Annotated in this window: 29 protein-coding genes and 1 tRNA gene; 21 read left to right on the top strand and 9 right to left on the bottom strand. The window is 68.1% G+C overall.

The features are described 5' to 3' along the window. Positions 1-91: 91 nt before the first annotated feature. From ATM97_RS25760 to ATM97_RS25750, 3 genes are all read left to right on the top strand, one after another. Complete coding sequence (locus ATM97_RS25760; RefSeq protein WP_218720776.1) at positions 92-751, top strand: GAP family protein; 660 nt, start codon at positions 92-94, stop codon at positions 749-751. Positions 752-765: 14 nt separating this feature from the next. Further along, the gene (locus tag ATM97_RS25755; RefSeq protein ID WP_308248613.1) at positions 766-2,457 is read left to right on the top strand and encodes a SulP family inorganic anion transporter; all 1,692 of its coding nucleotides are present in this window, start codon (positions 766-768) and stop codon (positions 2,455-2,457) included. 127 nt (positions 2,458-2,584) lie between these two features. Further along, positions 2,585-3,094, top strand: coding sequence for a pyridoxamine 5'-phosphate oxidase family protein (locus tag ATM97_RS25750; RefSeq protein WP_218720798.1), 510 nt, complete (start codon positions 2,585-2,587; stop codon positions 3,092-3,094). Here ATM97_RS25750 and ATM97_RS25745 read toward each other — a convergent pair whose 3' ends face one another. Beyond that, positions 3,095-3,793, bottom strand: coding sequence for a MerR family transcriptional regulator (locus tag ATM97_RS25745; RefSeq protein ID WP_218720775.1), 699 nt, complete (start codon positions 3,791-3,793; stop codon positions 3,095-3,097). It abuts the gene before it with no gap. Between the two features lie 60 nt (positions 3,794-3,853). Between ATM97_RS25745 and ATM97_RS25740 the strand changes: the two genes are divergently transcribed. From ATM97_RS25740 to ATM97_RS25725, 4 genes are all read left to right on the top strand, one after another. Beyond that, a complete protein-coding gene (locus tag ATM97_RS25740) occupies positions 3,854-4,294 on the top strand; it encodes a DUF6194 family protein (RefSeq protein WP_218720774.1) in 441 nt (146 codons plus the stop codon). Positions 4,295-4,339: 45 nt separating this feature from the next. Continuing rightward, a complete protein-coding gene (locus tag ATM97_RS25735; protein WP_218720773.1) occupies positions 4,340-5,083 on the top strand; it encodes a helix-turn-helix transcriptional regulator in 744 nt (247 codons plus the stop codon). 162 nt (positions 5,084-5,245) lie between these two features. After that, positions 5,246-5,521 carry a hypothetical protein gene (locus ATM97_RS25730; RefSeq protein ID WP_218720772.1) on the top strand — a complete coding sequence of 92 codons (276 nt, stop codon included), beginning with the start codon at positions 5,246-5,248 and terminating at the stop codon, positions 5,519-5,521. Positions 5,522-5,532: 11 nt separating this feature from the next. Further along, a complete protein-coding gene (locus tag ATM97_RS25725) occupies positions 5,533-6,012 on the top strand; it encodes an iron chaperone (RefSeq protein WP_218720771.1) in 480 nt (159 codons plus the stop codon). Here the strand turns inward: ATM97_RS25725 and ATM97_RS25720 are convergent. Beyond that, the gene (locus tag ATM97_RS25720) at positions 5,960-6,259 is read right to left on the bottom strand and encodes a chorismate mutase (protein ID WP_218720770.1); all 300 of its coding nucleotides are present in this window, start codon (positions 6,257-6,259) and stop codon (positions 5,960-5,962) included. The genes ATM97_RS25725 and ATM97_RS25720 overlap by 53 nt on opposite strands. A gap of 74 nt (positions 6,260-6,333) precedes the next feature. Between ATM97_RS25720 and ATM97_RS25715 the strand changes: the two genes are divergently transcribed. Beyond that, a complete protein-coding gene (locus ATM97_RS25715) occupies positions 6,334-6,927 on the top strand; it encodes a hypothetical protein (RefSeq protein ID WP_218720769.1) in 594 nt (197 codons plus the stop codon). A gap of 8 nt (positions 6,928-6,935) precedes the next feature. Here ATM97_RS25715 and ATM97_RS25710 read toward each other — a convergent pair whose 3' ends face one another. Next, positions 6,936-8,261, bottom strand: a complete 1,326-nt coding sequence (locus ATM97_RS25710; protein ID WP_218720768.1) for a cytochrome P450 — start codon at positions 8,259-8,261, stop codon at positions 6,936-6,938. Further along, positions 8,227-8,898 carry a Uma2 family endonuclease gene (locus ATM97_RS35085; RefSeq protein WP_218720767.1) on the bottom strand — a complete coding sequence of 224 codons (672 nt, stop codon included), beginning with the start codon at positions 8,896-8,898 and terminating at the stop codon, positions 8,227-8,229. Before ATM97_RS35085 ends, ATM97_RS25710 begins: the two co-directional genes overlap by 35 nt. A gap of 34 nt (positions 8,899-8,932) precedes the next feature. Between ATM97_RS35085 and ATM97_RS25700 the strand changes: the two genes are divergently transcribed. The 4 genes from ATM97_RS25700 to ATM97_RS25685 all read left to right on the top strand — a co-directional run bounded on the left by ATM97_RS25700 (position 8,933) and on the right by ATM97_RS25685 (position 13,548). Then, the gene (locus ATM97_RS25700; protein ID WP_218720766.1) at positions 8,933-9,604 is read left to right on the top strand and encodes a TetR/AcrR family transcriptional regulator; all 672 of its coding nucleotides are present in this window, start codon (positions 8,933-8,935) and stop codon (positions 9,602-9,604) included. Between the two features lie 6 nt (positions 9,605-9,610). Beyond that, positions 9,611-10,612 (top strand): SDR family NAD(P)-dependent oxidoreductase, encoded by a 1,002-nt coding sequence (locus ATM97_RS25695; protein ID WP_218720765.1) that lies wholly within the window; start codon positions 9,611-9,613, stop codon positions 10,610-10,612. After that, positions 10,602-12,254: an AMP-binding protein gene (locus tag ATM97_RS25690; protein ID WP_218720764.1), complete on the top strand. Its 1,653-nt coding sequence runs from the start codon at positions 10,602-10,604 to the stop codon at positions 12,252-12,254. Before ATM97_RS25695 ends, ATM97_RS25690 begins: the two co-directional genes overlap by 11 nt. 802 nt (positions 12,255-13,056) lie before the next feature. Next, on the top strand, positions 13,057-13,548 hold the full coding sequence (locus ATM97_RS25685) for an HIT family protein (protein WP_218720763.1): 492 nt from the start codon (positions 13,057-13,059) through the stop codon (positions 13,546-13,548). Positions 13,549-14,320: 772 nt separating this feature from the next. On the opposite strand, the gene ATM97_RS25680 is transcribed toward ATM97_RS25685, so the two are convergent. Then, on the bottom strand, positions 14,321-15,064 hold the full coding sequence (locus ATM97_RS25680) for a protein phosphatase 2C domain-containing protein (RefSeq protein ID WP_218720762.1): 744 nt from the start codon (positions 15,062-15,064) through the stop codon (positions 14,321-14,323). Positions 15,065-15,114: 50 nt separating this feature from the next. Beyond that, positions 15,115-15,948, bottom strand: coding sequence for a sigma-70 family RNA polymerase sigma factor (locus tag ATM97_RS25675; RefSeq protein ID WP_218720761.1), 834 nt, complete (start codon positions 15,946-15,948; stop codon positions 15,115-15,117). A gap of 149 nt (positions 15,949-16,097) precedes the next feature. On the opposite strand from ATM97_RS25675, the gene ATM97_RS25670 reads away from it, so the two are divergent. From ATM97_RS25670 to ATM97_RS25655, 4 genes are all read left to right on the top strand, one after another. Next, the gene (locus ATM97_RS25670) at positions 16,098-16,391 is read left to right on the top strand and encodes a hypothetical protein (protein ID WP_218720760.1); all 294 of its coding nucleotides are present in this window, start codon (positions 16,098-16,100) and stop codon (positions 16,389-16,391) included. 153 nt (positions 16,392-16,544) lie between these two features. Further along, entirely contained in the window at positions 16,545-18,206 is a 1,662-nt protein-coding gene (locus ATM97_RS25665; RefSeq protein ID WP_255588412.1) for a replication initiator, read from the top strand. A gap of 13 nt (positions 18,207-18,219) precedes the next feature. Beyond that, positions 18,220-18,423, top strand: a complete 204-nt coding sequence (locus ATM97_RS25660) for an AlpA family transcriptional regulator (RefSeq protein ID WP_218720758.1) — start codon at positions 18,220-18,222, stop codon at positions 18,421-18,423. Further along, entirely contained in the window at positions 18,420-19,643 is a 1,224-nt protein-coding gene (locus ATM97_RS25655) for a site-specific integrase (protein ID WP_218720757.1), read from the top strand. Before ATM97_RS25660 ends, ATM97_RS25655 begins: the two co-directional genes overlap by 4 nt. Before the next feature lie 16 nt (positions 19,644-19,659). On the opposite strand, the gene ATM97_RS25650 is transcribed toward ATM97_RS25655, so the two are convergent. Continuing rightward, positions 19,660-19,732, bottom strand: a tRNA-Arg gene (locus tag ATM97_RS25650). Positions 19,733-20,075: 343 nt separating this feature from the next. Here ATM97_RS25650 and ATM97_RS25645 point away from each other — a divergent pair. Both ATM97_RS25645 and ATM97_RS25640 read left to right on the top strand, forming a co-directional pair. Then, positions 20,076-20,705: a hypothetical protein gene (locus tag ATM97_RS25645; RefSeq protein ID WP_218720756.1), complete on the top strand. Its 630-nt coding sequence runs from the start codon at positions 20,076-20,078 to the stop codon at positions 20,703-20,705. 60 nt (positions 20,706-20,765) lie between these two features. After that, a complete protein-coding gene (locus ATM97_RS25640) occupies positions 20,766-21,890 on the top strand; it encodes a hypothetical protein (RefSeq protein WP_218720755.1) in 1,125 nt (374 codons plus the stop codon). On the opposite strand, the gene ATM97_RS25635 is transcribed toward ATM97_RS25640, so the two are convergent. Together ATM97_RS25635 and ATM97_RS25630 are read right to left on the bottom strand one after the other, a co-directional pair. Further along, a complete protein-coding gene (locus ATM97_RS25635) occupies positions 21,804-22,589 on the bottom strand; it encodes a DUF1542 domain-containing protein (protein WP_255588411.1) in 786 nt (261 codons plus the stop codon). The genes ATM97_RS25640 and ATM97_RS25635 overlap by 87 nt on opposite strands. Positions 22,590-22,688: 99 nt before the next feature. Beyond that, positions 22,689-23,828: an acyl-CoA dehydrogenase family protein gene (locus ATM97_RS25630; RefSeq protein WP_218720754.1), complete on the bottom strand. Its 1,140-nt coding sequence runs from the start codon at positions 23,826-23,828 to the stop codon at positions 22,689-22,691. Positions 23,829-23,900: 72 nt separating this feature from the next. Between ATM97_RS25630 and ATM97_RS25625 the strand changes: the two genes are divergently transcribed. The 3 genes from ATM97_RS25625 to ATM97_RS25615 all read left to right on the top strand — a co-directional run bounded on the left by ATM97_RS25625 (position 23,901) and on the right by ATM97_RS25615 (position 26,661). Then, the gene (locus ATM97_RS25625; RefSeq protein ID WP_218720753.1) at positions 23,901-24,500 is read left to right on the top strand and encodes a TetR/AcrR family transcriptional regulator; all 600 of its coding nucleotides are present in this window, start codon (positions 23,901-23,903) and stop codon (positions 24,498-24,500) included. 23 nt (positions 24,501-24,523) lie between these two features. Beyond that, positions 24,524-24,907, top strand: a complete 384-nt coding sequence (locus ATM97_RS25620) for a metalloregulator ArsR/SmtB family transcription factor (RefSeq protein ID WP_218720752.1) — start codon at positions 24,524-24,526, stop codon at positions 24,905-24,907. A gap of 119 nt (positions 24,908-25,026) precedes the next feature. After that, positions 25,027-26,661, top strand: coding sequence for a long-chain fatty acid--CoA ligase (locus tag ATM97_RS25615; RefSeq protein ID WP_218720751.1), 1,635 nt, complete (start codon positions 25,027-25,029; stop codon positions 26,659-26,661). The last annotated feature ends 85 nt before the right edge of the window (positions 26,662-26,746 follow it).

Below are 26,746 nucleotides of genomic sequence, written 5' to 3'. Positions count from 1 at the left end.
GAGTGGGGGAAGACCGGCCGGTCGGCGTCGATGCCGATCTCACCCACAATGTGTGACGCGTCCAGCGCCCGGCCCGACCTAGCGTGACCGCATGGGCTCAGTCATCGGTGATCTGCTTCCGCTGGCCGTGGGTGTGGCGATCTCGCCGATCCCCATCGTCGCGGCCATTCTCATGATCCTGTCCAAGAACGCGGGCGGCGCGGCGAAGGGGTTCGCGGCCGGCTGGGTCGGCGGGATTCTGATCGTGACCGTCGTGGTGACGCTGCTGGCCGGGTCCCTGGGGGACTCGGGCGACAAGGAACCGTCGGCGGTGGCGTCCTGGGTCAAGATCGTGCTGGGCGTACTGCTTCTGGTCCTCGCGGCCGAACAGTGGCACGCGCGCTCCGACACCGCGGTCCCGGCGTGGATGCAGGCGATCGACACGCTCACCGTGGTCAAGGCGGCCGGGCTCGGCATGCTGCTGTCGGGAGTGAATCCGAAGAACCTGCTGCTGTGCCTGTCGGCGGGCGTCGTCATCGGTTCGGCGGGGCTGAGCGTGGGCGGTGACGCCGTCGCGATCGTGGTGTTCACCCTGCTCGCCTCGACGACCGTGCTCGCGGTGGTCGTCGGCTACGCGCTGGCCGCTGACCGGCTGGGACCCGCCCTTGACAGCGCCCGGCAGTGGTTGCAGGCCAACAACCACGCCGTGATGGCGATCGTGCTGCTGGTGATGGGCGCGGTCGTCGTCGGCAAGGGCATCGGCGGACTCTGAGGTAGGGGATCGTCGTGCGCACACCACCGATCTTCGAATCGCTGCACGGGTATCGGCGCGCGTGGCTGCGGCCCGACATCGTCGCCGGGCTCACCGTCTGGGCGGTGCTGGTGCCCGAAGCGCTCGCCTACGCCTCGATCGCCGGGGTGCCGCCGGTGGTCGGTCTCTACGCGGCGGTGCCCGCGCTGGTCCTGTACGCCCTGGCCGGGAGTTCGCGGCACCTCGTCGTCGGCCCGATGTCGGCGACGGCGGCGCTGTCGGCGGCCATCATCACCCCGCTGGCGGGCGCCGACGCCGGGCACTACCTCGCGTTGTCGACGGCACTGGCCATCGCCACCGGCCTCGTCGGCCTGCTGGCCGGGCTGATCCGGTTGGGATTCATCGCCGCGTTCATCTCCGAGCCGGTACTCAAGGGGTTCATCGTCGGGCTGGCCCTGACCATCATCATCGGCCAGGTACCGAAGCTGTTCGGCATCGACAAGCACGACGGCGACTTCTTCGAGCAGGCCTGGGGTGTGCTGAGCGATCTCGGCCAGACCCAGTGGCGCACACTGCTGATCGGGCTGCTCAGCCTCGCGGTCGTCCTCGGCCTGCGGCGCTGGCTGCCGCTGGTACCCGGCTCGCTGCTGGCCGTGCTGCTCGGCATCCTCGCGGTGCGGCTGTTCGGGCTCGACGACAAGGGCGTCGACATCGTCGGGCACATCGACGCGGGTCTGCCGTCGATCGGGTTGCCGTCCGGTGTCGGCTTCGACGACTACCTCGACCTGCTCGGACCCGCCGTCGGCGTGCTGCTGATCGGCTTCGCCGAGGGGCTCGGCGCGGCGAAGACCTATGCGGCCAAAGCGGGCTACTCGATCGACGCGAACCGGGAACTGTTCGGCCTCGGCGCGGCCAATCTCGGATCCGGCCTCGGCTCGGGGATGGTCGTCAACGGCAGCCTCTCCAAGACCGCCGTGAACGGCGGGGCGGGCGCGAAAACCCAGGTCAGTGGGCTCGTCGTCGCCGTGTTGACCGTGCTCACGCTGCTGTTCCTGACCGGGCTGTTCGAGCAGCTGCCCGAGGCGACGCTGGCCGCGGTGGTCATCGCCGCGGTGATCGAGCTCGTCGACATCGCCGCCCTGCGCCGCCTCTACCGGGTGTGGACCCAGCTGCTCGCCAGCATCTACGGCCCGGTCGCGCGCGCCGACTTCCTCGCGGCCATCGCCGCCATGTTCGGGGTGCTGCTCTTCGACACCCTGCCCGGGTTGCTCATCGGTATCGGTGTCTCGGTGCTGCTGCTGGTCTACCGAGCCTCGCAGCCGCACGTGGCCGCGCTCGCGAAACAGGGCACCCTGTGGGTGGATACGGCCCGCCACCCCGAGCTGACCCCGCGTCCCGACCTGCTGGTGGTGCGCGTGGAGTCCGGCCTGTTCTTCGCCAACGCCGAGCATGTGCGGTCGCGGATCGAGAGCCTGTGCACCGACGCCACCCGCCTGGTGGTGCTCGACGCCGAGACCTCACCCGCCCTCGACGTCACCGCCACCGCCATGCTGCTCGACCTGCGCAACGCCCTGGCGCACCGCCGCATCGACTTCCGCATCGCCCGCTCGGTGGCCCAGTTCGGCGCAGTCCTCGGCTCGGCCGAGGCGGGCGACACCCCGATCGGGATCTACCCGACCGTCGCCGCCGCGGCCGCCGACCTCCCCGAGCACCCACCGGTGCGCTAGCGCCCGGACACGATCGGCTGGAACGGGATCCACCCGGGAGCAGCGGTAGATCCGCGGCTTCGGGCTCGTCGGCGCGGACGGCTCGGTATGGTCGGCGGGAATGGTCGTGGCCGGAAAGGTGGATGTGGTGGGGATCAAGCAGCGGGCCGTGGTGCAGATGAGCGCGGACGAGATCGCGGCGTTTCTCGACCGCAGCCGGGTGCTCACGCTGGCCACGCTGAATGCCGACGGGAAACCGCATCTGACGGCGATGTGGTTCGGGCACATCGACGGTGTCCTCTACTTCGAGACCAAGTCGAAGTCGCAGAAGGCGGTCAACCTGCGGCGCGATCCCACCATCACCTGTATGGCCGAGGCCGGCGACACCTACGACCAGTTGCGTGGGGTCTCGATCGAGGGCACCGCGCACCTGATCGAGGACACCGAGGACGAGGAGTACTGGAAGGCGGGCATCGACATCTACGAGCGGTATGTCGGGCCGTACAGCCCCGAGGTCAGGCCGTTCGTGGAGGCCATGATGAACAACCGGATCGTCGTGCGGGTCGAGCCGACGCGCGTGCGGTCCTGGGACCATCGCAAGCTGGGGCTGCCCGCCATGCCGATGTCCGGCAGCACCGCGGAAACACCCGCGCCCTGATCAGCCGGCGAGCAGGTCGCGCAGCGCCGCCGCACCGTCGAGGAGAGCGAGTGAGCGGGCGGTGATCGCGGAATCCCTGGCGGCCAGCGCTGCTCGGATCTGGCCCGAGTGCCGCCGTAACTCCGGCATGACCGCCCGCACCTGCGCGACCCGGTAACCCGCCCGCCGCAACTGGTGGACGATGCGCGCGTCACGAACCTGCGCGGGGGAGTAGTGCCGACCCGACGACCTCCGATCGGGCACCACCAAACCCTCGGCGTCCCAATGCCGCAGCGTCGAGGTCCGCAGCCCGAGGGCCGTGGCCAGCTCGGCGATGCTCATCGCGTCGGATCCGCGCACGTCGGTGATCGGTTCCGCCGCAATGGCTTCGGCGGCCTGCCGGGCCAGCGCCAACTCGGCGCGTTCGGTGTGCAGGCCGGCGTGCGCCGCGTCGAGCAGCGCCAGCGTGGCTGCCCGATCCCCGGCGTGCGCGGTTCGCATGATCCGCTTGGCCTCGACCGGCCCGACTCCCGCCGCGAGCGCTCGGTAGGCGAGCGCCGAGCGCGCATGGATCTCGCGATAGCCCCGATGCCCGCCCGGCGACCGGTCGGCGGGCGGCAGCACACCGTCGCGTTCGAGATTGCGCACCTGCTGGACCGAGTACCCCGCGCGCCGCGCCACATCGATCGTGCGGCCGACGGGTGAGTTGAGGTTTACCACCAGAAACTCCTCGTCATCGGCGGAAAGTCCGCACAAGCGCTTCAATGAGACGCTCGAATCATGACATCAGACGAGATCATCGAGTACGTGACCGGCCTCGGCGGCGTCCTGCACCTCGCGCCGGGCCCCGGCGGCGAATGGCCCGAGATCAGCTGGGGCGACTCGTTCTTCTACTACGCCCCCGACGGCGTCGTCCCGGCCACCACCCAGCCCTTCGCCACCGTCGTGACCAAGGACTACCCGGACGACCGGAGCTCGCGCCTCGACCGCCCCGACACCTTCCGGGTCAATATCGCCGCGGGCCGGGAGGCGTTCGGCGCGTGGGCCGACCACCAGGCCGACCCGAGCGTCGACGACACCGTGATCGCCCACCCGGTCTACGCCGCGGCCAACTGGCTCGCCGTCGTGAATCCCGGCGAGCGCACCGACGCGGTCGTCCGCGACCTTCTGCGTTCCGCCCACGACCAGGCACGAATCCGTTTCGACCGCAGGACACGCTGAGAACGATCCTGTTCGTCACTGAGAATCGGTGCCAACATGGATCGCATGGACGAGGACGAGGTCGTCGTTGGCGGCCAACAGATGTCGACGGCCGAGGTGTCCCCACACGAGTCGTTCGATCTCTGGACGTCGATCATGAGCGAGTCGGTGCTGCCGTGCTCCATGGAGCCGCTCGGTGACGGGCCGTTCTACGGTGCCCTGACCCCGAAGGTCACGGCCGAGCCGATCTCGATGGCCATCGCGGCCAACTCGGCCGAGCTCGCTCGCCGCACTCGGCGCCATATCGCCCGCGCGCCGGCGCCGTACGCGCTGGCCTGCCTGACCCTGTCCGGCATCAGCGAGGTCTCCTGCGGCGATCATTACCTCCGCGCTCCCGCCGGAACGATGTTCATCGTCGACGGGGAGCGCCCGCAGGAGGCGCGAACCTCCGACTACCAGGGGCTGCTCGTCCGGGTCTCGAAGGAGGCGCTGCAGGACAATCTCGCCGACCCGGATCTCACCGCGCAGCGGATCGCGGCGGCGTGCGGGATGTCGCGGCGCAAGCTGTTCCGGGTGATCGGGGACGAGGGCGGCCCGACCACGCTGCTGCGCGCGATGCGCGTCGATCGCGCCCGCGAGCTGCTCACCTCGGCGCCGGAGCGAACGGTGTCGTCGATCGCGCGCGCGTGCGGATTCACCAGCGACCGGAACTTCTATCGGGTCTTCCGTGGCGAGACCGGGATGACACCCGCCGAATACCGGCAGTACATCGTGTCCCGGCCGTTGCCGCCCGGACTCGCCGGCGGTTGACGCATTCGTGCGAACGATGTGGCACTTTTGGTCGCTATCCGGTAGCTGCTGTCGGTTCCGGCGTCGGTCGAGTCTCGCCTCACCTGGTTCGACGTCTCGGCGCGGTACCGTTCAGTTGCCAGTTCAGATGCATTTCCGGGTGGGTTCCCGAGAGGGGATGGCATGACTGTCGACGATCGTTTGCTACGCACCGGCTCCCGGCCGCGAGCAACCAAGTGGTCCCTCGGCCCGGTCGAGCTGACGACCGGCGGGGTCGTGCTGACCGCCGCCGGTCTGGCGATGATCGGTCCGCTGATCGCGGCTCTGCTGATCCACCGCAGTGGGGGGCCCGGCGCCGACGCCGCCGCGACGACACCGCTCATCCTGCTGACGATCGCGATCGTCCTGGCGCTGTCCGCCGGCATCGCGTTGTTCGTGACCGCGAGCCGCCGCCGCTGAGAGGAAGTCACATGCCCACGTCGAAGTCTGGCAGCGCCGCCGGGTTCTCCGCCGAGGAACGCGCCGCGATGAAGGAGCACGCGCAGGAGCTGAGAACGGCGGCCAAGCGGGGCAAGACGTCCAAGGCCGACGGCGAGGCAGACCTGCTCGCCAAGATCGCCGAGATGGCCGAACCCGACCGCTCCATCGCGACCCGCATCCACCAGATCGTGATGACCACCGCCCCCGACCTCACCCCCAAGACCTGGTACGGCCAGCCCGCCTGGGCCAAGGACGGCAAGGTCGTCTGCTTCTTCCAGGCCGCCGCCAAGTTCAAGACCCGCTACGCCACCCTGGGCTTCAGCGACGCCGCCACCATCGACGACGGCACCATGTGGCCCACCGCCTTCGGTCTCACCGCTCTCACCGCGGCCGATGAAACCCGCATCGCCGCCCTGGTCAAGAAGGCTGTGAGCGGAACTTCTCGTGCTCGGCCAGCTCCATCTCGATGAACGCGCCGACCATCGCGCGCCAGATCGTCTCCGCGATATCCGGCGTGAGCCCGGCCGCTTCCGCGCGCTCGCGCACCGAGGCGATCAGCTGGGCGAACCGGTCCGGCGCGCGGACGGCGTGCTCGTCGCGCTTGAACGTCGCCGCCGTGCGCACGAGTTCCTGCCTGGCCGCGAGGAGTTCGATCACGGTGCTGTCGATCGCGTCGATGCGGGCGCGGACCTCGGCGAGGGAAGTCGGAGTACTCACGGCTGGCGACAGTAACAGCCGAACAAGCCTGCGGTAGCGGGGTTTTTGTCGCCGCTCGATGGCACGATGCCGGTGTGGGTGACTATTTCGAACGGATCATCGACGTCGAGGTCGCCGCGGACGACGCGGGCGCACTGGCCGAACAGACGGTCGACTGGATGGTCTCGCGTGGCTGGCTGCTGCGCGAGACCTCGCGCGACACGATGTACAGCCTCCAGGTCGACGAAGGCTATCGGCCGGGCCCCGAGTGGTCGCGGATCACCCAGGAGTGGGGCGCGGACTGGATGCCGGGCCCGGTCGCCGTCATCGTCGGCAGGTACCCGCACTTCGCCGGCCAGGGCGCCATCGAGCCCTCCGCCGCCGACTGCCCGCACTGCCGGGCCACCACCGTGATCATCGACTACCCGCAGCGGTGGGAAGCGGACAAGGCGGTCTGGCAGCCGTTCGCCGACGCCATCGACGCCTGGCGCGACACCGGCGCCGGCGCGGTGACCTGCGTTTCCTGCGGCACCGCGAGTCCGGTCACCGACTGGGAGTGGGCCGACGAATTCGCCCTCGGCGCCCTGGCTTTCGACTTCTGGGGCTGGCCGCCGCTCACCGACGAGTTCGTCGCCGAGCTGGGTGCCCGACTCGGCCATCGAATCGGGCACCACACCGGCAAGTTCTGACGGCGCCGTCAGCTCTGGGTCGCACCGTCCCCGGTGGAGGCGGGCACCACGTCCGCCGACTGACTCAGTACCGCGGGCATGCGATCGAAACCGTGCAGGGTCGACAGGCCACGACGGCGCGGTTCGCCGTCGAGCCGCAGGTCCGGGAAGCGTTCGAACAGGGCGGGCAGCGCGTTGATGCCTTCGAGCCTGGCCAGGCTCGCGCCGATGCAGGCGTGCACGCCGCTGCCGAAGGCGAGATGCTCCTTGGCGTTGGCGCGGGTGACGTCGAACCGATGCGGATCCTCGAACTTGGCCGGGTCGCGGTTGGCGCCGGCCAGCGACATGATCACCGACTTGCCCGGTTGCAGCGGCGCGCCGCCCAGTTCCACCGGTTCCAGCACGCGCCGCGCGGTCAGCTGCACCGGCGGCTCGAACCGCAGGATCTCCTCGATCGCGTTGGGCCAGTGCTGCGGCTCGGCGCGCAGGAGTTCGAGCTGGTCGGGATGGGCCAGCAACAGCGGAATCGCGTTGCCGAGCAGGTTCATGGTGGTCTCGAAGCCCGCGCCCATCAGCACGTTCGCGCTGGCCATCAGCTCGGTGGTGTTCAGCTCGCCGGAGGTCACCAGGGTGCTGAAGATGTCGTCGCCGGGGTCGCGGCGCACCTTCTCGATGTGGTCGGCCAGGTAGGTCTTCATCGCCGCGGTCGCGGTCATCGCGCGCTGGTGCGTCTCCCAGGAGATGCCGACATCGAGCAGCGGCGTGACCACTTCGCCCCAGGCCAGGAACATCTCGCGGTCGGAGTCCGGGAACCCGAGCATCTCGCCGATGACGGCCACCGGGACCTGCGCGGCGAATTCGCTGATCAGCTCGGCCGATCCCTTCGCCTCGAGCGCGTCGAGCAGTTCGGTGGTGACCTCACGCACCCGATCGCCCAGCCGGGACACCGCGCGCGGGGTGAACGCCGAGGCGACCGGCTTGCGCAGCCGGCTGTGCTCGGGCGGGTCCATCATGAACATCGACGGCGCTTCGATCGGATTGGGCGGCAACTCGATCGACTCGACATAGCGGCGAATCGGCCCCGGCAGCATCGGATCGATCGGGGTCCGCACGCCGAAGCGCCGGTCACGCAGGATCTCCTTGCACAGTCCGTGTTCGAAGACGGCGTACCCGGTCTTGACGGTCTGCACCCCGCCGTCGCCGCGCAGCTGATCGATCAGCGTGTACGGGTCGTTGCGGCCTTCGTCGCCACTGAGCAACTGCGCGAACGTGTCTCCCTTGCGGTGCAGGGCCATCAGCCCCAGCCGCGGCAACCCGTGCTCAGCCGCCCAGCGGACCGCATACCCTACGTTCATCAAACCCTCGATCCATCGCACGGAACTCGCAACGCGACGCCTCGACGCCCGAACCGCCGGATCGAACCCGCACGGTCCCAACCTCTTTCAGCACCACAGATGCCGACCGTCGCAGTTCAGCAGTCTTCCACGCTGGGTAGTCCCGCGCACCGTTTGTTTCGCGAACATCCCGCGACTGCTGAGCGCGGGTTCGTCCAGCCTCAGCGGCTCCTGGCCGGCGGCCTGATCCGGCTTCACTGGTCACGTCGGTGTCGGAGACGCTCACCAGCCAGTACCAGGGGATTCCAGCCGCGGCGTACTCACTCATCTTCTCGAGCCGGTCTGTCTTGACGTGGCTCGGTGAGATGACCTCGACGGCGATCTTCAGGTGGCGCGCAGGCACCGGCCGCACATCGGCCGGCACGAACTCGAACAGCGCGACGTCGGGGCCATGTGCACTCTGGCCGCGGCTTCGAGTATCGCCGGCAACCGGTGCGCGCCGATGACATCGGCCACCTATCCATCCGGCGGATCGGAGTCGGGCGTACTCGAGACAGCACCGCGAGCACGGGGTACGAGGCAGCAGTCTCGTCGGCGCAAAGTTTGAATACCGTTCAGAAAGCCCTTGACTGTGCTGCGTACGGCTGCCTACTCTCACAGTTATTGAATCTGATTCATAAATTGGAGGTCGGATGGGCGTCAATCGGCGTGGCGAAGCGTCGCGCGCGGCGCTGCTGGCGGCGGGCAAGGCCGCGTTCAGTAGCGACCGCTACGAGGAGGTCTCGATCGTGGACCTGGCGCGCTCGCTCGGTGTCGCCGCCGGTTCGATCAGCTACCACTTCGGCGGAAAGCGGGGCTTCTACCTGGCCGTTCTCGAACAGGCCGCCGAGGAGTTCTGGGGTGACCTGCTGGCGATGCGCGGCCCCGCGCTGGACCGGCTGACCCGCGGCATCGACCGATTGCTCGACGAGGCCGAGCAACAGCCGCGAGCCTTCGAAGCACTGTTCGCCGACGTGGCCGACGCTGAAGTGCGCCAGATTCGTGACCGCCACCAGATCCGCCTGACCGATGCCCTGGTCGTCGAGGTCACCGGGTCGGACTCCTCGCCGGTGTTGCGTGCCGCGATCAGCGGGTTCGTGTCGTTCGTCGAGGGGCTGGTGCTGCATTGGACGCGCACCCGCGATATCAGCCGCGACCAGGTCAAAGACCTCGTCGTCGGCAACATGTTCGGCACGGTGCTGGCCGCGCTGCGCACCGACCCGAGCATCGAGCTGACTCAGCGGGCCATCGACGCCGCGCTCTCCGATCCCCAAGCCGTGGCCTTCCTGGGCCCCCTGTCCACCGCGTCGAAGTCGATGGAGTGATCACCCATGTCCGAAGTGCTGCCCACCGGTCCCTCGCGGATCGTCGAGACGCCGCTCGCGCGAGCGGTCGCATGGGTCATCGGTCCTCGCGGGTTACGCAGCCGAGCCGCCCTGCGTAGCGAGGTCGAGGGCAAGGTGGTCGTGATCACCGGGGCGTCGTTCGGTGTCGGTGCGGCGACCGCCCGGTGGTTCGCCGCTGCGGGTGCCCGGGTGGTTGTCGCGGCCCGGTCGATGGATCGGCTGCTCGAGGTGGCCGAGGATATCAACGCCGCCGGCGGCGAGGCCTATCCGTACCGCCTCGATCTCACCGACGAGCAGTCGATCGCGGAATTCGCCGCAGCGGTGCGCTACGACTTGGGCGAGGTCGACGTCCTCATCCACAATGCGGGCAAGTCGTTGCGCCGCTCGATTCACCTGTCCTATGACCGGCCCAAGGACATCGCCGCGACGTCCGGCGCCAACTACCTCGGACCGATGCGGCTCACGCTGGCCCTGCTGCCGGGCATGCGAGCCCGCGGCAGTGGCCACATCGTGAACGTCTCCACCGTCGGGATCATGTTCCCCAACGCCCCCAAATGGGGCTTCTACCTGTCGTCGAAGCTGGCCTTCGACTGGTGGATGCGCGCGGTCGGCGCTGAAGCCCGCGCTGACGGAGTCACTCTGACCACCTTCTACGGCGGCCTGCTGCATACCCGGATGAGCGCGCCGAGCCGCTGGATGCGCGTGCTGCCCGGTCAGACACCGCAGGACGCGGCGAAGGTCCTGGCCAAGGCCGTCGTGAAGAAGCCGCGCACGATGACCCCGCTCTACGGCTTTCCCTCCGCGGTGATCGCTACCGTGTTCCGGCTACCGCTGGAAGTGCTGATGGAACGGGTCTTCCGCAACCTCGGTGACACCGATGCCTCGCTGTCGCGGTTGCGGCCGCCGACCCGGGGCGAGCCGGCCTCGTCGAATGTCACCGATTCCGCCGGTGGCGATCAGGAACAGGTGCGCACGAATGCCCGGTGAGCTGACCCAGGGCCTGCGTCAATGGGGTTCGGCGTTACCGGCGGTCGTTGCTTCGGGCATGCTCGCCCCGGTAGGCCCGCGCAAAGCCGTGGCGTTGGCGCGCGGCCTCTACCGGTTCGGGCCGACCCCGGCGATGTTGCTGGCGGCCAGCGCGATTCGTCACCCGGACAAGATCGCGATCATCGACGACGCCGGACAGCTGACCTATCGGCAGTTGCAGCAACGTGCCGAAGCGATCGCCGCGGCGCTGTACGCCGCGTGCGCGAGCCCGCCGATGTCGGTGGGCATCCTCTGCCGCAACCATCGCGGGTTCGCCGAAGCGATGGCCGCAGGTGCGCAACTGGGTGCGGAGTTGATCTTCATCAACACCGAGCTGCCCGCCCCGCAGCTGCACGCCGTCCTGGCCCGGCACAACCCCGACGTGCTGATCTACGACGACGAGTACGCCGCCGCCGTCGCGAAGGCCGACTACCAGGGCATGCGGGTGCTGGCGTGGCGCGAACCGCACGCCGACGACGCCGGACTGACGACGCTGGGCGAGCTGGCTTCCCGCAGTCACCCGCGCCCGCCGCGCGTTCGCCACGCGGTCAAGATGACCCTGTTGACCTCGGGCACCACCGGGCTGGCCAAGGGTGTGCCGCGGGCGGTGAAGCCGACCGCGATCGTGGCGCTCACACTGACCGCGATGGCGATCCTGCGACTGCGGTCCACCGACCGGGTGCTGGTCGCGCCGCCGATGTTCCACGGCTTCGGATTGTTGTCGCTGCTCGGTCCGCTGGCCCTGGGAGCGACCGCGATCTGCCGCCGTCGCTTCGACGCCGCTACCGCGCTCGACGACATCACCCGTCATCGAGTCACCGTGGTGATGGCGGTGCCGGTCATGCTGCAACGGCTGCTCGCCGTGCCGGAACTTGCTGAAAATGCTTCAGCACGTTCGGCATTGCGGATCATGGTCACCGGCGCCGCGCCGATCTCACCGACCACGATCGCGAACCTGATCGACGCCTTCGGACCGATCCTGGTCAATGGGTACGGCTCGACCGAGGCGGGCCTGGTCACGATCGCCACTCCCGCCGACCTCGTCGCCGCGCCCGACACCATCGGCCGGGCCGCGCTCGGGGTGTCGGTCCGCGTTCTGCGCGGTGACCGCACCGAAGCCGCGCCGGGAGAGGTCGGTGAGATCTTCGTGCGCAGCGGTCTGGAATACGCCGGATACACCCCTGACCCCGCGGCGAAAGTCTCGGTCAAGGAGGTCGTCGACGGGCATGTCTGCACCGGCGACATGGGCCATTTCGATGCGCAGCGCAGGTTGTTCATCGACGGCCGTGCCGACGACATGATCGTCTCCGGCGGGGAGAACATCTTCCCCGGCGAGGTCGAGGACCGCCTCGCCACTCACTCCGGCATCACCGACGCGGTCGTGATCGGCGTTCCGGATCCCGAATTCGGGCAAGTCCTCAACGCCTTCATCGTGCTCGGACCCGATGCGGTCGCGCCAGGAGAGGACGCGCTCAAACAGTTTGTGCGTGATGGGCTCGAGCGCTACAAGGTGCCCAAGCGATTCGTCGTGCTCGACGAGATCCCGCGAAACGCCAGCGGCAAGGTCCTACGGGCGAAATTGCAGGCCCCGGCCGGGTCCTGAACCGCCGCTCCGCTCGAACGGGAAGGTGTCCGACGCTCCCGCCTGCAACTCGATGGTGATGATCTGCCGTCCGCGCTGGTCCTGTTCGACGCGCAGCGGGTCGCAGCCGAGTCGCCACGGCATCGGATAGACCGCGTTGGCGGTCAGGAGGCCCTTGTCGTCGAGTATCGGGGCCTTCTCGGTGGGTACTGGGTGACGGCCTGTGCGGCCACCCAGAGTGACCTGACCTGCGGAAATTCTTGTGCCCTCGGCAGGATTCGAACCTGCGACACCCGCTTTAGGAGAGCGTACTACGGGCGTTCGGCCTGGTCACGGTGTTGGTTGGCATCGTTGGTGTCGATGGCCTGAGCTGGGAAAACTGCGCTTCGTGCGTTGGTACGTGATGGCTTCGGCTGGTGCTGCTGCGTACCAACTGCGTACCAAAGCGTGGCCTGACATGGCCCCTGGGTGACTTTCGCCTGCTTCCTCCTTCAGGCCCTGTCCCGAGGGAAGGCCGGTGATCTAACAGCTTGGGAAGCAGGCGAATAGGCGGGAAAAACGGCCTGACCTGGGCTACCGGTTGCGCGTGGGGTACCCGGATTTGCCCCCTTTGACCCTGGCTCAGGGCACGAATGGGGCACGGCCGGTAAGCGTCTCCAGGCGAGTTGCCCGCGCGGTCGAACGTCCGCTCATGCCGAAGCGAGGATGCAGGGCCAACGGAGCCTATCCAGGCCACGGCAGGTCGCTCAGTCCGATTCCAGGTAGCTGGTGCTGCGGAGTGAAGAGTGGCCACACCTCCGCCGTGTCGGCAGAATCAGTTGGTATGCAACGTATTCCGTTCGACGTGAAAGCCTATACACAGCGAGTTCAGTCGAGCTCCTGCTTTATCTGTGAGGTGGTCGTCCGCCCCGGCAGTGACGAATGGCATGAGGTGGTCGCTGAGACTGAGAACGACATCGCGTTCCTCTGCAAGTATCCGACCTTGCTAGGACACGTCCTCGTGGCTCCGAAGGTCCATCATGAGCACGTCGTGGGAGATTTCGCTGAGGACGCTTACCTCCAGTTGATGGCTCTGGTGTACAAGGTGGCGCGGGCAGTGGAAGCGACGGTCGAGGTCGAACGTACCTATCTGCTGAGTCTGGGCAGCCAGCAAGGTAATTCCCATGTGCATTGGCATATTTCGCCGCTGCCTCCAGGGGTCCCGTATCACGAGCAGCAATTCCATGCGCTGATGGCGGAGAATGGGGTGTTGCCTTGGACGCCGGAGCAGGCTAGTGCGTTGGCCCAACGTCTGCGTACTGCTCTAAGGAATTGATTACGCAGGGGTTGGTGGCGACGTCCTGCAATGCTGCTGATCGCTCGTTCTGGTGACCGGCGTTGGCCCTGTTCTGGGTTGGGTTGCACACCAAGGGGCTGGCTCACCGCCTGCCCGATACGGCCTGCCGTTCACGCGTAGAGGCTCACAGGTCAAGGGTTGCTCAGCAATCAGCGAAGCTGACGCCATCGGCGCCCTTGAGGTGTGAGGGGCGCGGGATCACAATGCAGGCCAACCCAGAACAGGGCCACGCGGCCACCGGTCGCGATACCACCAACCTCACCGCGGATTCCGTTCAGCAATTCACTCGCACCTGGTGACCGGCCAAGGCGATCGGGAAGTATGCCGGCCTTTTCGGCTGGGACCGGTGGCGGTTCGATGACCACCTGCACGGGTTCGGCAGGCTGGTCCTATGAGGCAAGCGACGAAGTCGTGCGGCAGTACGTATGCGACTCGGTGCGCTGGTGGCCGTCGATCGTGCTGGATGTCGGCCGATTCGGGCTCGGGAATTCCGTTCAGCAATTCTGACGGGCTGCTCCTGGCCCTCGTCAACGCTCTCGGGTCGATGCTGTCTGAGCTGTCAGGAGTCCCGGCGTCTGTGGATAGCGCGTGCTCGTCGCCGACTCGCCGCCGCGCCGGGCGGTGAGGTACGAGCAAGACCGTTGCGCGGCGTCTGCGCGGCGGCGGCGCGCACGCGCCGCCGCAGGCGCCCTTGACTCTATATAGCGAATTTCAGCAACAACCCTGTGCGGTGAGGTGCACGCTGAGAGGTTCAGAGGTGGATGACTGCGACGGTTTTATCGTCGTGCCGCTTCGCCCGTGGCAACCTCGCGCCGTTCGGATCGGTCTCAGCTTCCCAAGCTCGCATCACGTGGAGGAAGTCGCACAGCTGAGGCTGCGTCATCCGCGCGAGGTCTGCCCAGTTCGTGTTCAACCTGGGCATGGTGTCTGACACGCCATCTGTGGCTGCAATAGCCCACGAAACCTCATCGCGCGGATAGCGAACGTGCAGGGCATGGCTGGCTGCGTTCGGCTCGGCCTCGGCTATCCAGTAGCCGCCCGGCTGGTTCCGGTGCGATCTCTCGGCGGTCTGGAGGGCTTGCAAGATCGACCGGTGTTCTGCGTCGTATCCAGAACCGGCCGCGAGACGCTCGCGATATGTGTTCGCTTCGCGTAGGTCGAGCTCGGACAGCCGTTCGTCGGTGTGGACGGTAACGCCGCCGCCTCGGTGGCCGAAGACCGCCGACGAGTCGCCCAAGACCAAAGCCTCGACAGTTGAGGGATGAACTCGGATGAGAACCACAGTGCTAGACGGGGCGGCTCCGGGGCTGAGGTTCAATGCCGTGCTCGTCCGCTCGACTGCGGATCTCAGCACATCGGGGAGTTCCCGCCGTTCTTCGATGAGCTCGGCGAGGTCGTCGGCCAGGCGGTCAACGTACTTCCCCGCTGTCGGCATCGACGGATCGTGAGCCGTGGCGCCGTCCAACACGATGACGGCGTTGTTGGTGACAACCAAGCGGTCATCATCGGAGTTTGCGGCGAGCTGGGCAGCGGATACGGCGAGTCTCACAGCGCCACCGACTCAGGTCCAGCGAGCAAGCGACTCCCGGTTACGACGAGCTTCGCGTCGAACTCGCATTCAATGACGCAGTCCGTCAGCCTGGCGCCGGGGTCGTAGACGGTGGCGAGATTGTTCTTGAGCCAGTGCGCGACACCTTCGGACCCGATGGCGGTGATGCCAGCGATGTGGACAATCACGCGGTCGTCGGCAATACGCCGCGAGAGATAGCCGATGTCCTTGCGTGTGCCATTGGTCCGGAACGGCGAGGTATGGCGGTCGCCGGTATGAAGGTCCACGATCGCCCAACCATCTTCGCTCCGGTCGAAGGTGAGTAGCGGATCGTGTGCCAAGAGGTTGCGGGCGACCGGCGCTGACTTTGGACCGCAGACGATGACACAGTCACCTGCGGGAGCCTCTTCGGTGTCGGGGTGAATAGCGAAATCTGTTGTGGCCAAAGCATATTTGTCCATGAGGGCCTGGAGAATCGACCGGGTGGCCTCGTCGTTCGTATCGATGTATGCGCGCTCGCGCCCCTCCTCGATGCCAATCCGGCGCGGTACACCGATGGCGACCGGGCCGACACCGAAATAGGCGCGCTCTGGTGGTGGCGCAGATGTGCGGATCTGGCTAATACGACCCTTCGTCAAGCCAAGGCGCTCACCAATCTCAGAAAAGCTCAAACCGAGGTCCTGGTTTGCCTGTTCGATCGCGGCCTTTCGTAGGCGCGCTAGCTCCACCGAGCGTTGCTTGTAGATCCCGATGAGTTCGCCAGCGCGTAGCCCGCGCCGGATCGGGTCCGGGTCGTTGCGGATGGCTTCGAACTCATCGTGGGTGCTCACGACACAGAGTTTAGAACCTCTTGACGACATGGGGCGAGGGTCCTACTCTGAGTTTACGACTCATAAACCACCATCATCCACCAACGCTGGCTTGAGGGTTTACGAGTCATAAACTTGCAGCGCAACGCGGCCAACACCAGGGGGCAACCATGTACGCACAGACCACCAAGGCGGCTACGACCGCCGTTCTGCGTCCGACTCGCCTGAACTTCGCGGGTTGGTGCATGTACTGCTTCACCCGCAACTGCGCCGACGCGCGTTGCATCGCTGCTCATGCCGCGACGGCGTGGGCGATCTGCCCGACCTGCGACGGCTCCGAGTGCTCGTGCCGGGAAACGCTGACCCGCTGCGACTGCACGGGCGGTCTGGTCGAGATCGAGCGGCCCGCTGCCGACGTGATCGAGCTGGCGGCCTACACCGCTGAGGCGGCTGAGGGCTACTAGGAGGCACTCAACGAAGCAGCGAACGTGAGGGCTCGCGAGTTCGACCGCCGCCCCGCTGTGGGAGGGTGACGGATCGGACGTGTGGTTCTGATGGCTACCGCTCCGATCATCGGCGTAGCGCCGAACCGGGAAACCGCTGCCGACCGTCGCGCGATGCCCGACATCAAGGACATCGCCGAAGCTGCCGCCGAGAAGGAAGGCGTGTGCGCGCGGGTCGTGCCGATGCGGGCATTCGACCCGATCACCTCGCGGACCTCCTACGTCGGTGCCCCGTGCAAGTCGACCGTGGCCACGACCTGCCCGGCCTGCGCGAAGGCGAACAAGTACCTGCGCATCACCCAGCTGCGCGAAGGCTGGTGCGCCGAACACGAACCGGTCGACCCCGAGCCGGTCGTCACCCAGGCGCAACAGGACGTATTGACCGCTCGCGCAAGCCTTTTCAGCGACTACCACGATGCTCGCCGCGACGGTGACGACGAGCTCGCGGACGCGATCAAGGTGCTGGTGGCCGACCTCGACACCGAGGCGCGTGAACTCGGCGTGCGTGGCCGACTCCCCGCCCTCGACGAGAAGCCCCGCCGCAAGGCCAAGTCCACACGCCGCCGTGACGACCTGCCCGACCTGCCGCGTAAGAAGGTCGCCAAGACGACCGTGGGTCAGTCCTACGCCGAGGGCAAGTACCGACCGTCGACGTTCTTCACCCTCACCCTGCCCTCGTACGGGTCGATCAACCAGGTACGCGATCCGGAGACGGGCAAGATGGTCTCCGACGGCTCCCCGCGTGATCCGGACGCCTACGACTACGCCCGCCAGGCCCGCGACACGATCCACATGGCGCGGCTGTTCTCCAAGTGGATCGAGAACCTGCGGCGCGCGGTCGGCTGGAACGTCCAGTACTTCGCCACGGTGGAGCCGCAGCGCCGGGCCGCTCCGCACCTGCATATCGCGTTGCGGGGCTCGATCCCGACCAAGCTGCTCTACCAGGTCACCGCGGCGACCTACGTCAACATCTGGTGGCCGCACTACGACCGGCCCGTCTACGACAACACCAACATGCCGGTCTGGGACTACTCCGCCGGCACTTTCGTCGACCCCAAAACCCATCGCCCGCTGACCTACTGGGACGACGCGCTCGCGGTCATGGATTCCGTGGATGAGCTCGACCCGGCTCACACGCTCCAGTTCGGCGGCCAGTCCAAGGCGGTCCAGATCCTGGCCGGTTCCGACGGCATGGATCACAAGGTCCGCTACCTGACGAAGTACCTGACCAAGAGCGTCGGGGAAATCCTCGAACCGGGCTCGCGACGAGTGGCCGAACACTACGACCGGCTACACGCCGAGCTGGAGCACACGCCGTGCTCGCCGACGTGTTCGGTGTGGCTGACCTACGGCATCGTGCCCAAGGGCGCCAGCGAGAAGACCCAGCCGGGCAAGTGCCGGGGTATCGCACACCGCCGCGAATCGCTGGGGCTGCCGGGTCGGCGCTGCAAGAACTCGAACAAGTGGACCGGCAAGACCGTCCTTGACCACAAGGCCGAACGGCTCGAATACGTCCGCGAGTACCTCGCCGCCGTCGGTCTGGTCATGGCCGATACCTCGCACCTGAGGATCACTCCGGTACGCCCCGGCGACAAGGACGCACCACCACGCGCGCACCTGGTCTTGGACTTGGTCCAACGACGGATCGGTCAGCGCGCCCAATACATCACAGCTCGCCTCGCACAGGACGAAGGACCCCCGGGTGGTGGTGGTGTTTCACGGGAAACCATTGGGACACAACAGATTTCAACCGTCCAGACATCCGCAGCAGCATAGGGAGGAACCGGAAATGAACACCGAAGACACGTACCTGAGGGCCAAGGACTGCGAAGCGCTGACCGGGATTCCCGAAGCCACCTGGCGGTGGTGGGCGCACGTGGGCAAGGGTCCGGCCAGCTTCAAGCTCGGTGCTCGCCGTCGTGTGTGGCGCAAGTCGGTGATCCTGGCGTGGATCGCTGAGCAGGAGGCCGAAGCTCTCGGTGATGCCGCGTGAGCACCGTCCGCCGCAACCGTCGGGCCGGGGTCGAAGACCTCTGGACGAAGGAGGAGCGCCGACCGGACGGCACGCTGCATCGTGTCCCGTCCAAGCTGTGGGAGAAGGGAAAGCGTTGGCGTGCAAGGTATGTCGACACGATGGGCAAAGAGCACTCCAAGCGGTTCGCGCGCAAGGTCGACGCTCAGGCGTGGCTGGACGGACAAACATCGGCGGTCGTGACGGGCGCACACGCATCGCCCTCGGCTGGGCGGGTGACTGTCGATGTCGTGGCCAAGGCGTGGCTTGCTGGTCATCCGTCGTGGGAGCAGGGGACGCGTTCGCGGTACGAGTCCATCGTGAAGCGGCACATCCTGCCGAAGTGGGGGAGCCTCCGCCTCGGTGATCTGGTCGAGATGCACGACGAGATTCAGGAATGGGTGACCTCGCAGGTTGAGGGCGGCGCGGCGGGCGGCACTGTCCGGAAGAACCTCGGCGTGCTGTCCCAGATCTGCGATCACGCGGTGAAGACGCGAAAGATCGCGGTGAACCCGTGCCGCACGGTGGACCGGCCGAAACAGCGTCTCGCGAAGCGTCGCTACCTGTCCGGTGTGGAGGTAGAGCGGCTGGCCGAACAGGCGGGTAGCAACTGGCTGACGGTGATGGTGCTCGCCTACTGCGGTCTGAGGTTCGCCGAGCTGGCGGGTATGCAGGTCTCCGCTGTGTCGATCGCGCGCAACCGAATCCAGGTCGAGCGGACCATCACCGAGGTTGACGGGCAGTTGGTGACGAAGGCTCCCAAGGATCACCAACGGCGCAGTGTCGCGTTCCCGGCGTTCCTGGTCGAGCCGCTGACTCAACGTCTTGCCGGCCGAAGTGCTGACGCGGAGGTCTTCACCTCGTCGCAAGGTGCGGTGCTGCGGGTGCGCAACATGCGCCGGGATTGGTTCGACGCTGCCGCGAAAGCTGCCGGACTGGAAGGGCTCACACCGCACGAGCTCCGGCACACTGCGGCCTCGCTGGCGGTGTCTGAGGGCGCATCGGTGCTGGCGCTGCAACGGATGCTGGGACACGACAAGCCGAGCACCACGCTGGATTTCTACTCGGACCTGTTCGACGACGACCTCGACGACGTGGCCACCAAGCTCGACTCGGCCCGCAAGGGGTTCGCCGCTACTGCGTACAAACTGCGTACGGAACGGGTCGAAGGGTCGAACGGCAACGGAAAGAAAGTCGCCTGACCTGCATAAATGCTTGTGCCCTCGGCAGGATTCGAACCTGCGACACCCGCTTTAGGAGAGCGGTGCTCTATCCCCTGAGCTACGAAGGCGGGGTTGGTCGGGGTCGGGGTGGGGCCCGGTTCGACCGTGCCGAGTATAGCGTGCGGGGGCTGGGGGGTAGCAAAGCTGGGGACGGGGTGCGCGGTGTCGGCGAACACGGCGACACGCTGATCTGAAACGGGTGTGGGCCCCTGAGGTGGGGTTTCGGTGTTCTAGCGTTCCCGGTGGCTTCCGCCCGGCCTGGTCGGGCATTCGTGCACGCACTGACTTTCTGTCTTCTCGCGAGGAGTACGTGGTCATGGTTGTGGGGTCCCGCTTACGGCGGCACGGCGCGTCGAGTCGCGCCGTGCCGCCGGGGTTGTCCGTGTCGATCGGATGGCTCGGCGTGCGCAGGTGGTGAGGGCGCTCGTGCTGGCCGCGGCGGTGTGTGTGGGGCTGGGCGGGTGCGCGGTCGACGGCGGGCTGGTCGATCCGGATTCGGCGTCGTCGCAGGTGGATCGGGCTGCTGCGGCGCGCGCCGAGGCGATCGAGGGCGCGAGCGCGGCGACGCAATCGACCATGCTCGCGTTCTATCGGTCCGTCTGTTCGCTGCAGACCCGATATCGGGCGGAGCTGAAAGCGGCCGAGCGCGAAGCCGGGGCGCTCACGCCGGCGCAGTATCGCGACACGGCGGCGATGATCCTCGGTGGCCGGGCCGCCGCGGCCGACGGTGCGCGCGATACCGCCGGCCGGCTACCGATCCCGGACCTCTACCCCGACGAATGGCGCTCCGCGCAGGGGGAATTGGTCGGGCTCTTCGAGCGGCTCGGGCAGGCGGACCGCGCGCGGGCGGGCGAGATGGGCGGCGTGGATATCGCCGATACCGATCGGCTGCGCGGCGTCGCCAGGGATCTGCTCGCCGCCTCGGCACAGCAGATCGAGAACGAGAATCCGCGGATCAGGGTGGTCGCCCAGCGGCTGCCCGCGTCCAAGCAGGTTCGGCGGGACGCGGGGGAGTTGTCGGAGTGCCGCACGCCCAGCTGACGGGCGCGGCTTGTCGCCGACCGGAAGAACCAGTACTGACGAGACAGGAAGGAGTGGGTGATGCGCGCGGCCGGCTACGTCCGTGGTGTGCTGCTGACCGGCATGGTGTTCGCCGCGCTGTCGATCGCCGGCGTGGCCGCCGCCGAGGACACTCCGACCGCCCAGCACCTCCCGCTGGTCACGGCCGTCGGCCCGGACCTGTCGCCCCCGATCCTCGACGCTCTCCTGCCGGAGCTCGGACGATCCACCACGGAAGACGCGGCAGCAGGAGATGCTCCGTCATGGGAACTCGGACCGCCGTCGGCTGACCTGGGCCCCACGCTGGACCTGGTCCTCCCGAAGGGTTCATCGCCGGTCGAGCCGATCCTCTCGCTGCTCACCACGTTCGGGTTCGCGCTACCCGGCCAGGCCGAACCGACTCGGCCCACACCCGGTGCCGATCCCGCGGAGTCGGACCTCGCCGAGCCGTCCGTGGCGACCGGTCCTGCCGAGTCGGCAATCGGGGATGGTCCTGCGGACTCGGGCGATGCGGCCGAACGCGCGGTCGTCACCACGGGGGGCGTGGGGGGTGGCGGCCAGTCCTGCCCTGGGGAACTCTCGCCTGTGGACCCGGTGGGCGACGTACCCGGCGGCTCGGTCTGCCCCGCCGCGGTCGGCTACGGCCGGGCTGACCTCGATGCGGTCGCCACGATCCAGGTCGAGCCTCGGATGGTCCTGGCGGAGGTCGAGCCTCGGATGGTCCCGGCGGAAGTCGAGACCTGCATAGTCCCGATGCAGGCAGAGACCCGGAAGGTCCCGCCGCAGGTCCAGGCTCGGAAGTGTCCGGCGCAGGGCGGACTATCTGCGGCCGGTGTGCCCCCGCTCTGGGCGGACCGAGGCGATCCGATCGCCGCCGGCCGACTGTTACCCGGCATCCGGGTCGAGGCGGTGGTTACCGCGCGCAGTCGCGCCGACGGTCGGCACCGGCACGACGTGAGCTGCGACATGAGCCCAGACCCGCATGGCCGCAACATGATTCGTCGTGGCGTGGTGCCCCCGTCGCATCCCGGCCCCGGCTATCTCGGTGGCGCCAGGGCAGGTCCCGGCCCGCCGCCTGGTTCAGAACGCGTCGAATCCACCGCCGCTGTCGAACCCGCCGCTGTCGTATCCACCCTCGACACCATCGGAGCCGCCCCACCCCTCTGAATCCTGACCCGGGTCGTACCCCGGATCCTGGCCGACCTCGCCCTGGTCGAGTGCCGCTTCGCCGGTGCCGTCCTCGAAGGCCTGGGCGTCGTAGCCGACTCCGGACATCCCGGCGAACAATGTCGTGAACAGCAGTGCCGAACCGGCGCCCCAGGCGCCGGCGATCAGCGCGGGCTTCCACCACGGCTCCGAATACCACCCCGCGGGGACCGGCCGTCCGGCCACACGCCCGCCGGGGTAATAATTCGGCGTGCCCTGGGAGGGGGTGGGGGAAGCGGCGATGCGGCGACCGTTGTGCTCGACGACCCGTTGCTGGTCGACCTGTCCCGCGATGTCCTGACCATCGAGGGCCGGTACCGGCGGGCCCGGGTCCATATTCATCGCCGTGCGCGCAGCCCGGATGTAATAGAGCCCTTCCACTGCCGTCTGCTTGGCCAGGCGGGCCTGGACGGGTGAGTTCGCCCTGTCCATCTGCCCGCCCGCGGCGTTGTAGCGTTCGGACGCGTCGGCCAGCGCCTGCCGGGCCGCTTCGTTGCGCGGCGACAGCTGGTACACCTGGCCGCCGAGCCGTTCGATCGTCACTCTGGCATCGGCCTGCGCTTCGTCGAGTTCGCGCGCGGTCCGCTTGTTCTGCTCGGCGCGCAGATACAGCAGCGCGACCACGCACACGACGACGATCACGATCAACCACCACAGCATCGCGCACCTCTTTCGCCCGAGGTCTCGAGACGCCGTCCAGTTTACTGGCCGGTTGCCGGAACGGGCTGAGGCTGTGTGATCAGCGCGTTGCGGGGTAGCTCACCCGGCGAGATGGCGCGCGATCACCAGGCGCTGGATCTGGTTGGTGCCCTCGAAGATCTGCATGACCTTGGCCTCGCGCATGTAGCGCTCCACCGGGAAGTCCTGGGTGTAGCCGTAGCCGCCGAAGACCTGGACCGCGTCGGTGGTCACCTTCATCGCGGCGTCGGTGGCGACCAGCTTGGCGACGCTGGCCTGCCGCGAGTACGGCAGTCCGGCGTCGCGGCGGCGCGCGGCGTCGAGGTAGGTGGCGCGGGCGGTGTCGACGGCGGCGGCCATGTCGGCGAGGACGAAGCCCAGACCCTGGTGGTCGATGATCTTGCGGCCGAACGCCTCCCGCTCCTTCGCGTAGGCCACGGCCTCGTCGAGCGCGCGCTGGGCGACACCGGTGGCCACGGCGGCGATGCCGAGGCGGCCCGCGTCGAGGGCGCTGAAGGCGATCGACAGGCCCTGGCCCTCGTCGCCGATGCGGCGTTCGGTGGGCAGGAAGGCGTCGTCGTAGGCGGCGGTGGTGGTGGGGATGCCGCGCAGGCCCATCTTCTCCTCGGGCTTGCCGAAGCTCAGGCCCGCGGTGTCGGCGGGGACCAGGAAGCAGGAGATGCCGCGCGAGCCCTCGCCGGTACGGGCGAACAGGGTGTAGAAGTCGGCGCGGCCGCCGTTGGTGATCCACGCCTTGGTGCCGGTGAGCCGGTAGCCGCCGTCGACCGGGGTGGCGCGACAGCGCAGGGCGGCGGCGTCGGAGCCCGCGTGTGCCTCGGACAGGCTGTAGGCGCCGATGGTCTCGCCGGAGAGCATGCTCGCCAGCCACTGCTGCTTCTGCTCGTCGGTGCCATAGGTGAACAGCGGATGGCAGGACAGGCCGTGCACGCTCACCGCGACCGCGACGGCGGCCCAGCGGCTCGCCAGTTCCTCGAGCACCTGCAGGTAGACCTCGTAGGGCTGCGCGCCGCCGCCGAATTCCTCCGGATACGGCAGGCTCAGCAGCCCGGCCGCGCCGAGTGCGGGGAAGACGCCGTCGGGGAAGACGCCGGTCTTCTCGCTCTCGGCGACGCGCGGTTCGAGCACCTTGTCGGCGATGTCACGGGTCAGCTCGATCAGCTCGCGCGCTTCGTCGGTGGGCAGCATCCGGTCAACAGCCATGCTCGACACAGTACGTCCAGCACTGAATTGCGTGCAAGGCAGCATGGAATTTTCACCCTCTATACTGGGTCGATGCCCGAGCTGCCACCGAACAAGCATCAGGAGAAGAGTCTGCGAACGCGGACCCTGCTGCTCGATGCCGCGATCGAGAGCCTGGCCGAGGTCGGCTACGCGGGGGCCTCGATCGCCGACATCACCGCCAGGGCCGGGGTCACCCGGGGCGCGCAGCTGCACCAGTTCCACACCAGGAGCGAGCTGTTCGCGCAGACCATCGGACATCTCACCGAGCGGCAGCGAGAAGCCATGCAGCGCAAGGCCAAAGCCCTGCCGGGGGACAGCGCGGCGGGCGCGGTGCTGGTCGAACTGGTCACCGCGACGTTCGCCGGGCAGCTCGGCCGCGCCGCCGTCGAGCTCTACGTCGGCATCGCCAACGATCCGCCGCTGCGCCGGGAGATGCTGCGCGTCCAGCACGAGCTGACCGTCGAGCTGCTCGACCGCTGCGCCGGGCTGATCGACCCCGCGATCACCCGCGAGCGGCTGGAGAGCACCTTCTGGCTCACCATCAATCTGGTCCGCGGCGCCACTCTCGACGAGATGGTCGGGCGCGACCGGGTCCGCCGCAAGCAGGTGCTGGCCGACTGGACCGCGCTGGCCGACCTCGCCTTGCGCTGACCGGCCGGGCCTATCATCTGCGCATGAACGCAGACGGCGACCCGGTCCGCGCACCACTGGCCGAGGACCAGGTGGGGCTGGTCGTCGAGGTCTTCCGGATGCTCGCCGATCCGACCCGGGTCCAGGTGCTGTGGGCGCTGGCCGACCGTGAATTGTCGGTGAACGAACTGGCGACCGAGGTCGGCAAGCCGGGGCCGTCGGTGTCGCAGCATCTGGCCAAATTGCGGATGGCGCGGCTGGTGCGCACCCGTCGGGAGGGCACCACGATCTACTACAGCCTGGAGAACGACCACGTCCGCAGGCTGGTGGTCGACGCGGTGCACAACGCCGAGCACGCGGGCCCCGGCGTGCCCGCGCATCATCGCGGCCCCGACGCGCAACCGCCGCACCGCACGCAAGAGGGCTGACGCTGAACACACCGTTCACCAGGAAAAGTTACGCTGGGAAACGGTTGCCGCCCGCGCTCCCTTCGGTAGCATCCGCTTGTGACGTGGCTCATGCCGCGGCGAGACCGAAGGAGTTTTCGATGCTGAGCACCATGCAGGACGACCAGCTGTCGCTGGCCAAACTGCTCAACTATGCCGCCACCTTCCAGGGCAATTCGACCGTGTCCACCTGGACCGGCGACGGTGTGCGCACCATGACCTACCGTGAGCTCGGCGCCGACGCCGCACGGCTGGCCAACGCGCTGCGCGGGCTCGGCATCGAAGAGGGCGACCGCGTCGGCACCTTCATGTGGAACAACAACGAGCACATGGTCGCCTACATCGCGGTGCCCGCGATGGGCTCGGTGCTGCACGCGCTCAACATCCGCCTGTTCCCGGAGCAGCTGGTGTTCGTCGCCAACCACGCCGAGGACAAGGTCGTGCTCGTCGACGGCACCCTGGTGCCGCTGTTCGCTCAGTACCTACCGAACCTGAAGACGGTCGAGCACGTGATCGTCGTCAACGGCGACGCCGCCGCACTGACCGCGCCCGAAGGTGTGCAGGTGCACTCCTACCGCGAGCTGCTCGACAGCCAGTCCGCCGAGTTCGACTTCCCGGTCGTGGACGAGCGCTCCGCCGCCGCCATGTGCTACACCTCCGGCACCACCGGCGACCCGAAGGGCGTCGTCTACTCGCACCGCTCCAACTGGCTGCACGCGATGCAGGTGAACTCGCCCAACGGCATGGGTTTCCACGGCGGGGACTACGTGCTCGCGATCGTGCCGCTGTTCCACGCCAACGCGTGGGGCCTGCCGTACGCGGCGCTGATGTCGGGCGCGAACATCCTGATGCCGGACCGCTTCCTGCAGCCCGGCCCGCTGCTGGAGATGATGGCCGCCGAGAAGCCGACCTTCGCCGCCGCCGTGCCGACCATCTGGGGCGGCGTGCTGGCGGGTCTGGCCGCGCAGCCGCAGGACATCTCGCACCTGCGCACCGCCGTCGTCGGTGGCTCCGCGGTGCCGCCCGCCATGATGCGCGCGTTCGAGGAGAAGCACGGCGTGCGCATCCTGCACGCGTGGGGCATGACCGAGACCTCCCCGCTGGGCAGCGTCGCGCACGCGCCCGCGGGCGTCGAGGGCGAGGAGGCCTGGGCCTACCGCTACACGCAGGGCCGTTTCCCGGCCAATGTCGAGGCCCGGCTCGTCGGCGACGACGGCAAGGTCGTCCCGAACGACGGTGAGTCGCTCGGTGAGCTCGAGGTCCGCGGCGCGTGGATCACCGGCTCCTACTACTCGCCGACCGGGGCCGAGATCGACCCGGACAAGTTCGACGACGGCTGGCTGCGCACCGGCGACGTCGGCAAGATCAGCCCCGACGGCTACCTCACCCTGGTCGACCGCTCCAAGGACGTCATCAAGTCCGGCGGCGAGTGGATCTCCTCGGTGGACCTGGAGAACGCGGTGATGGGCCACCCGGCCGTCGCCGAGGCCGCCGTGATCGGCGTGCCGGACGAGAAGTGGGACGAGCGCCCGCTGGTCGCGATCGTGCTGGCCGAGGGCGCCGCCGCCGACGCCGTCGAACTGCGTGACTTCCTGGCCGACAAGTTCGCCAAGTGGCAGCTGCCGGAGCGCTGGACCTTCATCGCCGAGGTGCCCAAGACCAGTGTGGGCAAGTTCGACAAGAAGCGGCTGCGCGCGCAGTACGCCGAGGGCGAGCTGGATGTGACGACTGTGTAATTGGCGGCTGGCGCCGCGGGTTTCGGCCTCGTGACCTCGCCGCCGAGGGGTGATACTGCGCCTTCGGCGGTACGTCTCACCCCTC

The sequence above is a fragment of the Nocardia sp. MH4 genome (genome assembly GCF_019266065.1).
GTDB classification, from domain to species: Bacteria; Actinomycetota; Actinomycetes; order Mycobacteriales; family Mycobacteriaceae; genus Nocardia; species Nocardia canadensis.
Note: the sequence above shows the minus strand (reverse complement) of the source record. Positions and strands in the feature narration are given on the sequence as shown.

Coding starts and splice junctions, on each gene's coding strand:
- ATM97_RS25760 (WP_218720776.1), top strand. CDS start 92: ATGGGCTCAGTCATCGGTGATCTGCTTCCGCTGGCCGTGGGTGTGGCG.
- ATM97_RS25740 (WP_218720774.1), top strand. CDS start 3,854: ATGACATCAGACGAGATCATCGAGTACGTGACCGGCCTCGGCGGCGTC.
- ATM97_RS25735 (WP_218720773.1), top strand. CDS start 4,340: ATGGACGAGGACGAGGTCGTCGTTGGCGGCCAACAGATGTCGACGGCC.
- ATM97_RS25730 (WP_218720772.1), top strand. CDS start 5,246: ATGACTGTCGACGATCGTTTGCTACGCACCGGCTCCCGGCCGCGAGCA.
- ATM97_RS25725 (WP_218720771.1), top strand. CDS start 5,533: ATGCCCACGTCGAAGTCTGGCAGCGCCGCCGGGTTCTCCGCCGAGGAA.
- ATM97_RS25710 (WP_218720768.1), bottom strand. CDS start 8,261: ATGAACGTAGGGTATGCGGTCCGCTGGGCGGCTGAGCACGGGTTGCCG.
- ATM97_RS25700 (WP_218720766.1), top strand. CDS start 8,933: ATGGGCGTCAATCGGCGTGGCGAAGCGTCGCGCGCGGCGCTGCTGGCG.
- ATM97_RS25695 (WP_218720765.1), top strand. CDS start 9,611: ATGTCCGAAGTGCTGCCCACCGGTCCCTCGCGGATCGTCGAGACGCCG.
- ATM97_RS25690 (WP_218720764.1), top strand. CDS start 10,602: ATGCCCGGTGAGCTGACCCAGGGCCTGCGTCAATGGGGTTCGGCGTTA.
- ATM97_RS25685 (WP_218720763.1), top strand. CDS start 13,057: ATGCAACGTATTCCGTTCGACGTGAAAGCCTATACACAGCGAGTTCAG.
- ATM97_RS25670 (WP_218720760.1), top strand. CDS start 16,098: ATGTACGCACAGACCACCAAGGCGGCTACGACCGCCGTTCTGCGTCCG.
- ATM97_RS25665 (WP_255588412.1), top strand. CDS start 16,545: ATGCCCGACATCAAGGACATCGCCGAAGCTGCCGCCGAGAAGGAAGGC.
- ATM97_RS25660 (WP_218720758.1), top strand. CDS start 18,220: ATGAACACCGAAGACACGTACCTGAGGGCCAAGGACTGCGAAGCGCTG.
- ATM97_RS25640 (WP_218720755.1), top strand. CDS start 20,766: ATGCGCGCGGCCGGCTACGTCCGTGGTGTGCTGCTGACCGGCATGGTG.
- ATM97_RS25635 (WP_255588411.1), bottom strand. CDS start 22,589: ATGCTGTGGTGGTTGATCGTGATCGTCGTCGTGTGCGTGGTCGCGCTG.
- ATM97_RS25630 (WP_218720754.1), bottom strand. CDS start 23,828: ATGGCTGTTGACCGGATGCTGCCCACCGACGAAGCGCGCGAGCTGATC.
- ATM97_RS25625 (WP_218720753.1), top strand. CDS start 23,901: ATGCCCGAGCTGCCACCGAACAAGCATCAGGAGAAGAGTCTGCGAACG.
- ATM97_RS25620 (WP_218720752.1), top strand. CDS start 24,524: ATGAACGCAGACGGCGACCCGGTCCGCGCACCACTGGCCGAGGACCAG.
- ATM97_RS25615 (WP_218720751.1), top strand. CDS start 25,027: ATGCTGAGCACCATGCAGGACGACCAGCTGTCGCTGGCCAAACTGCTC.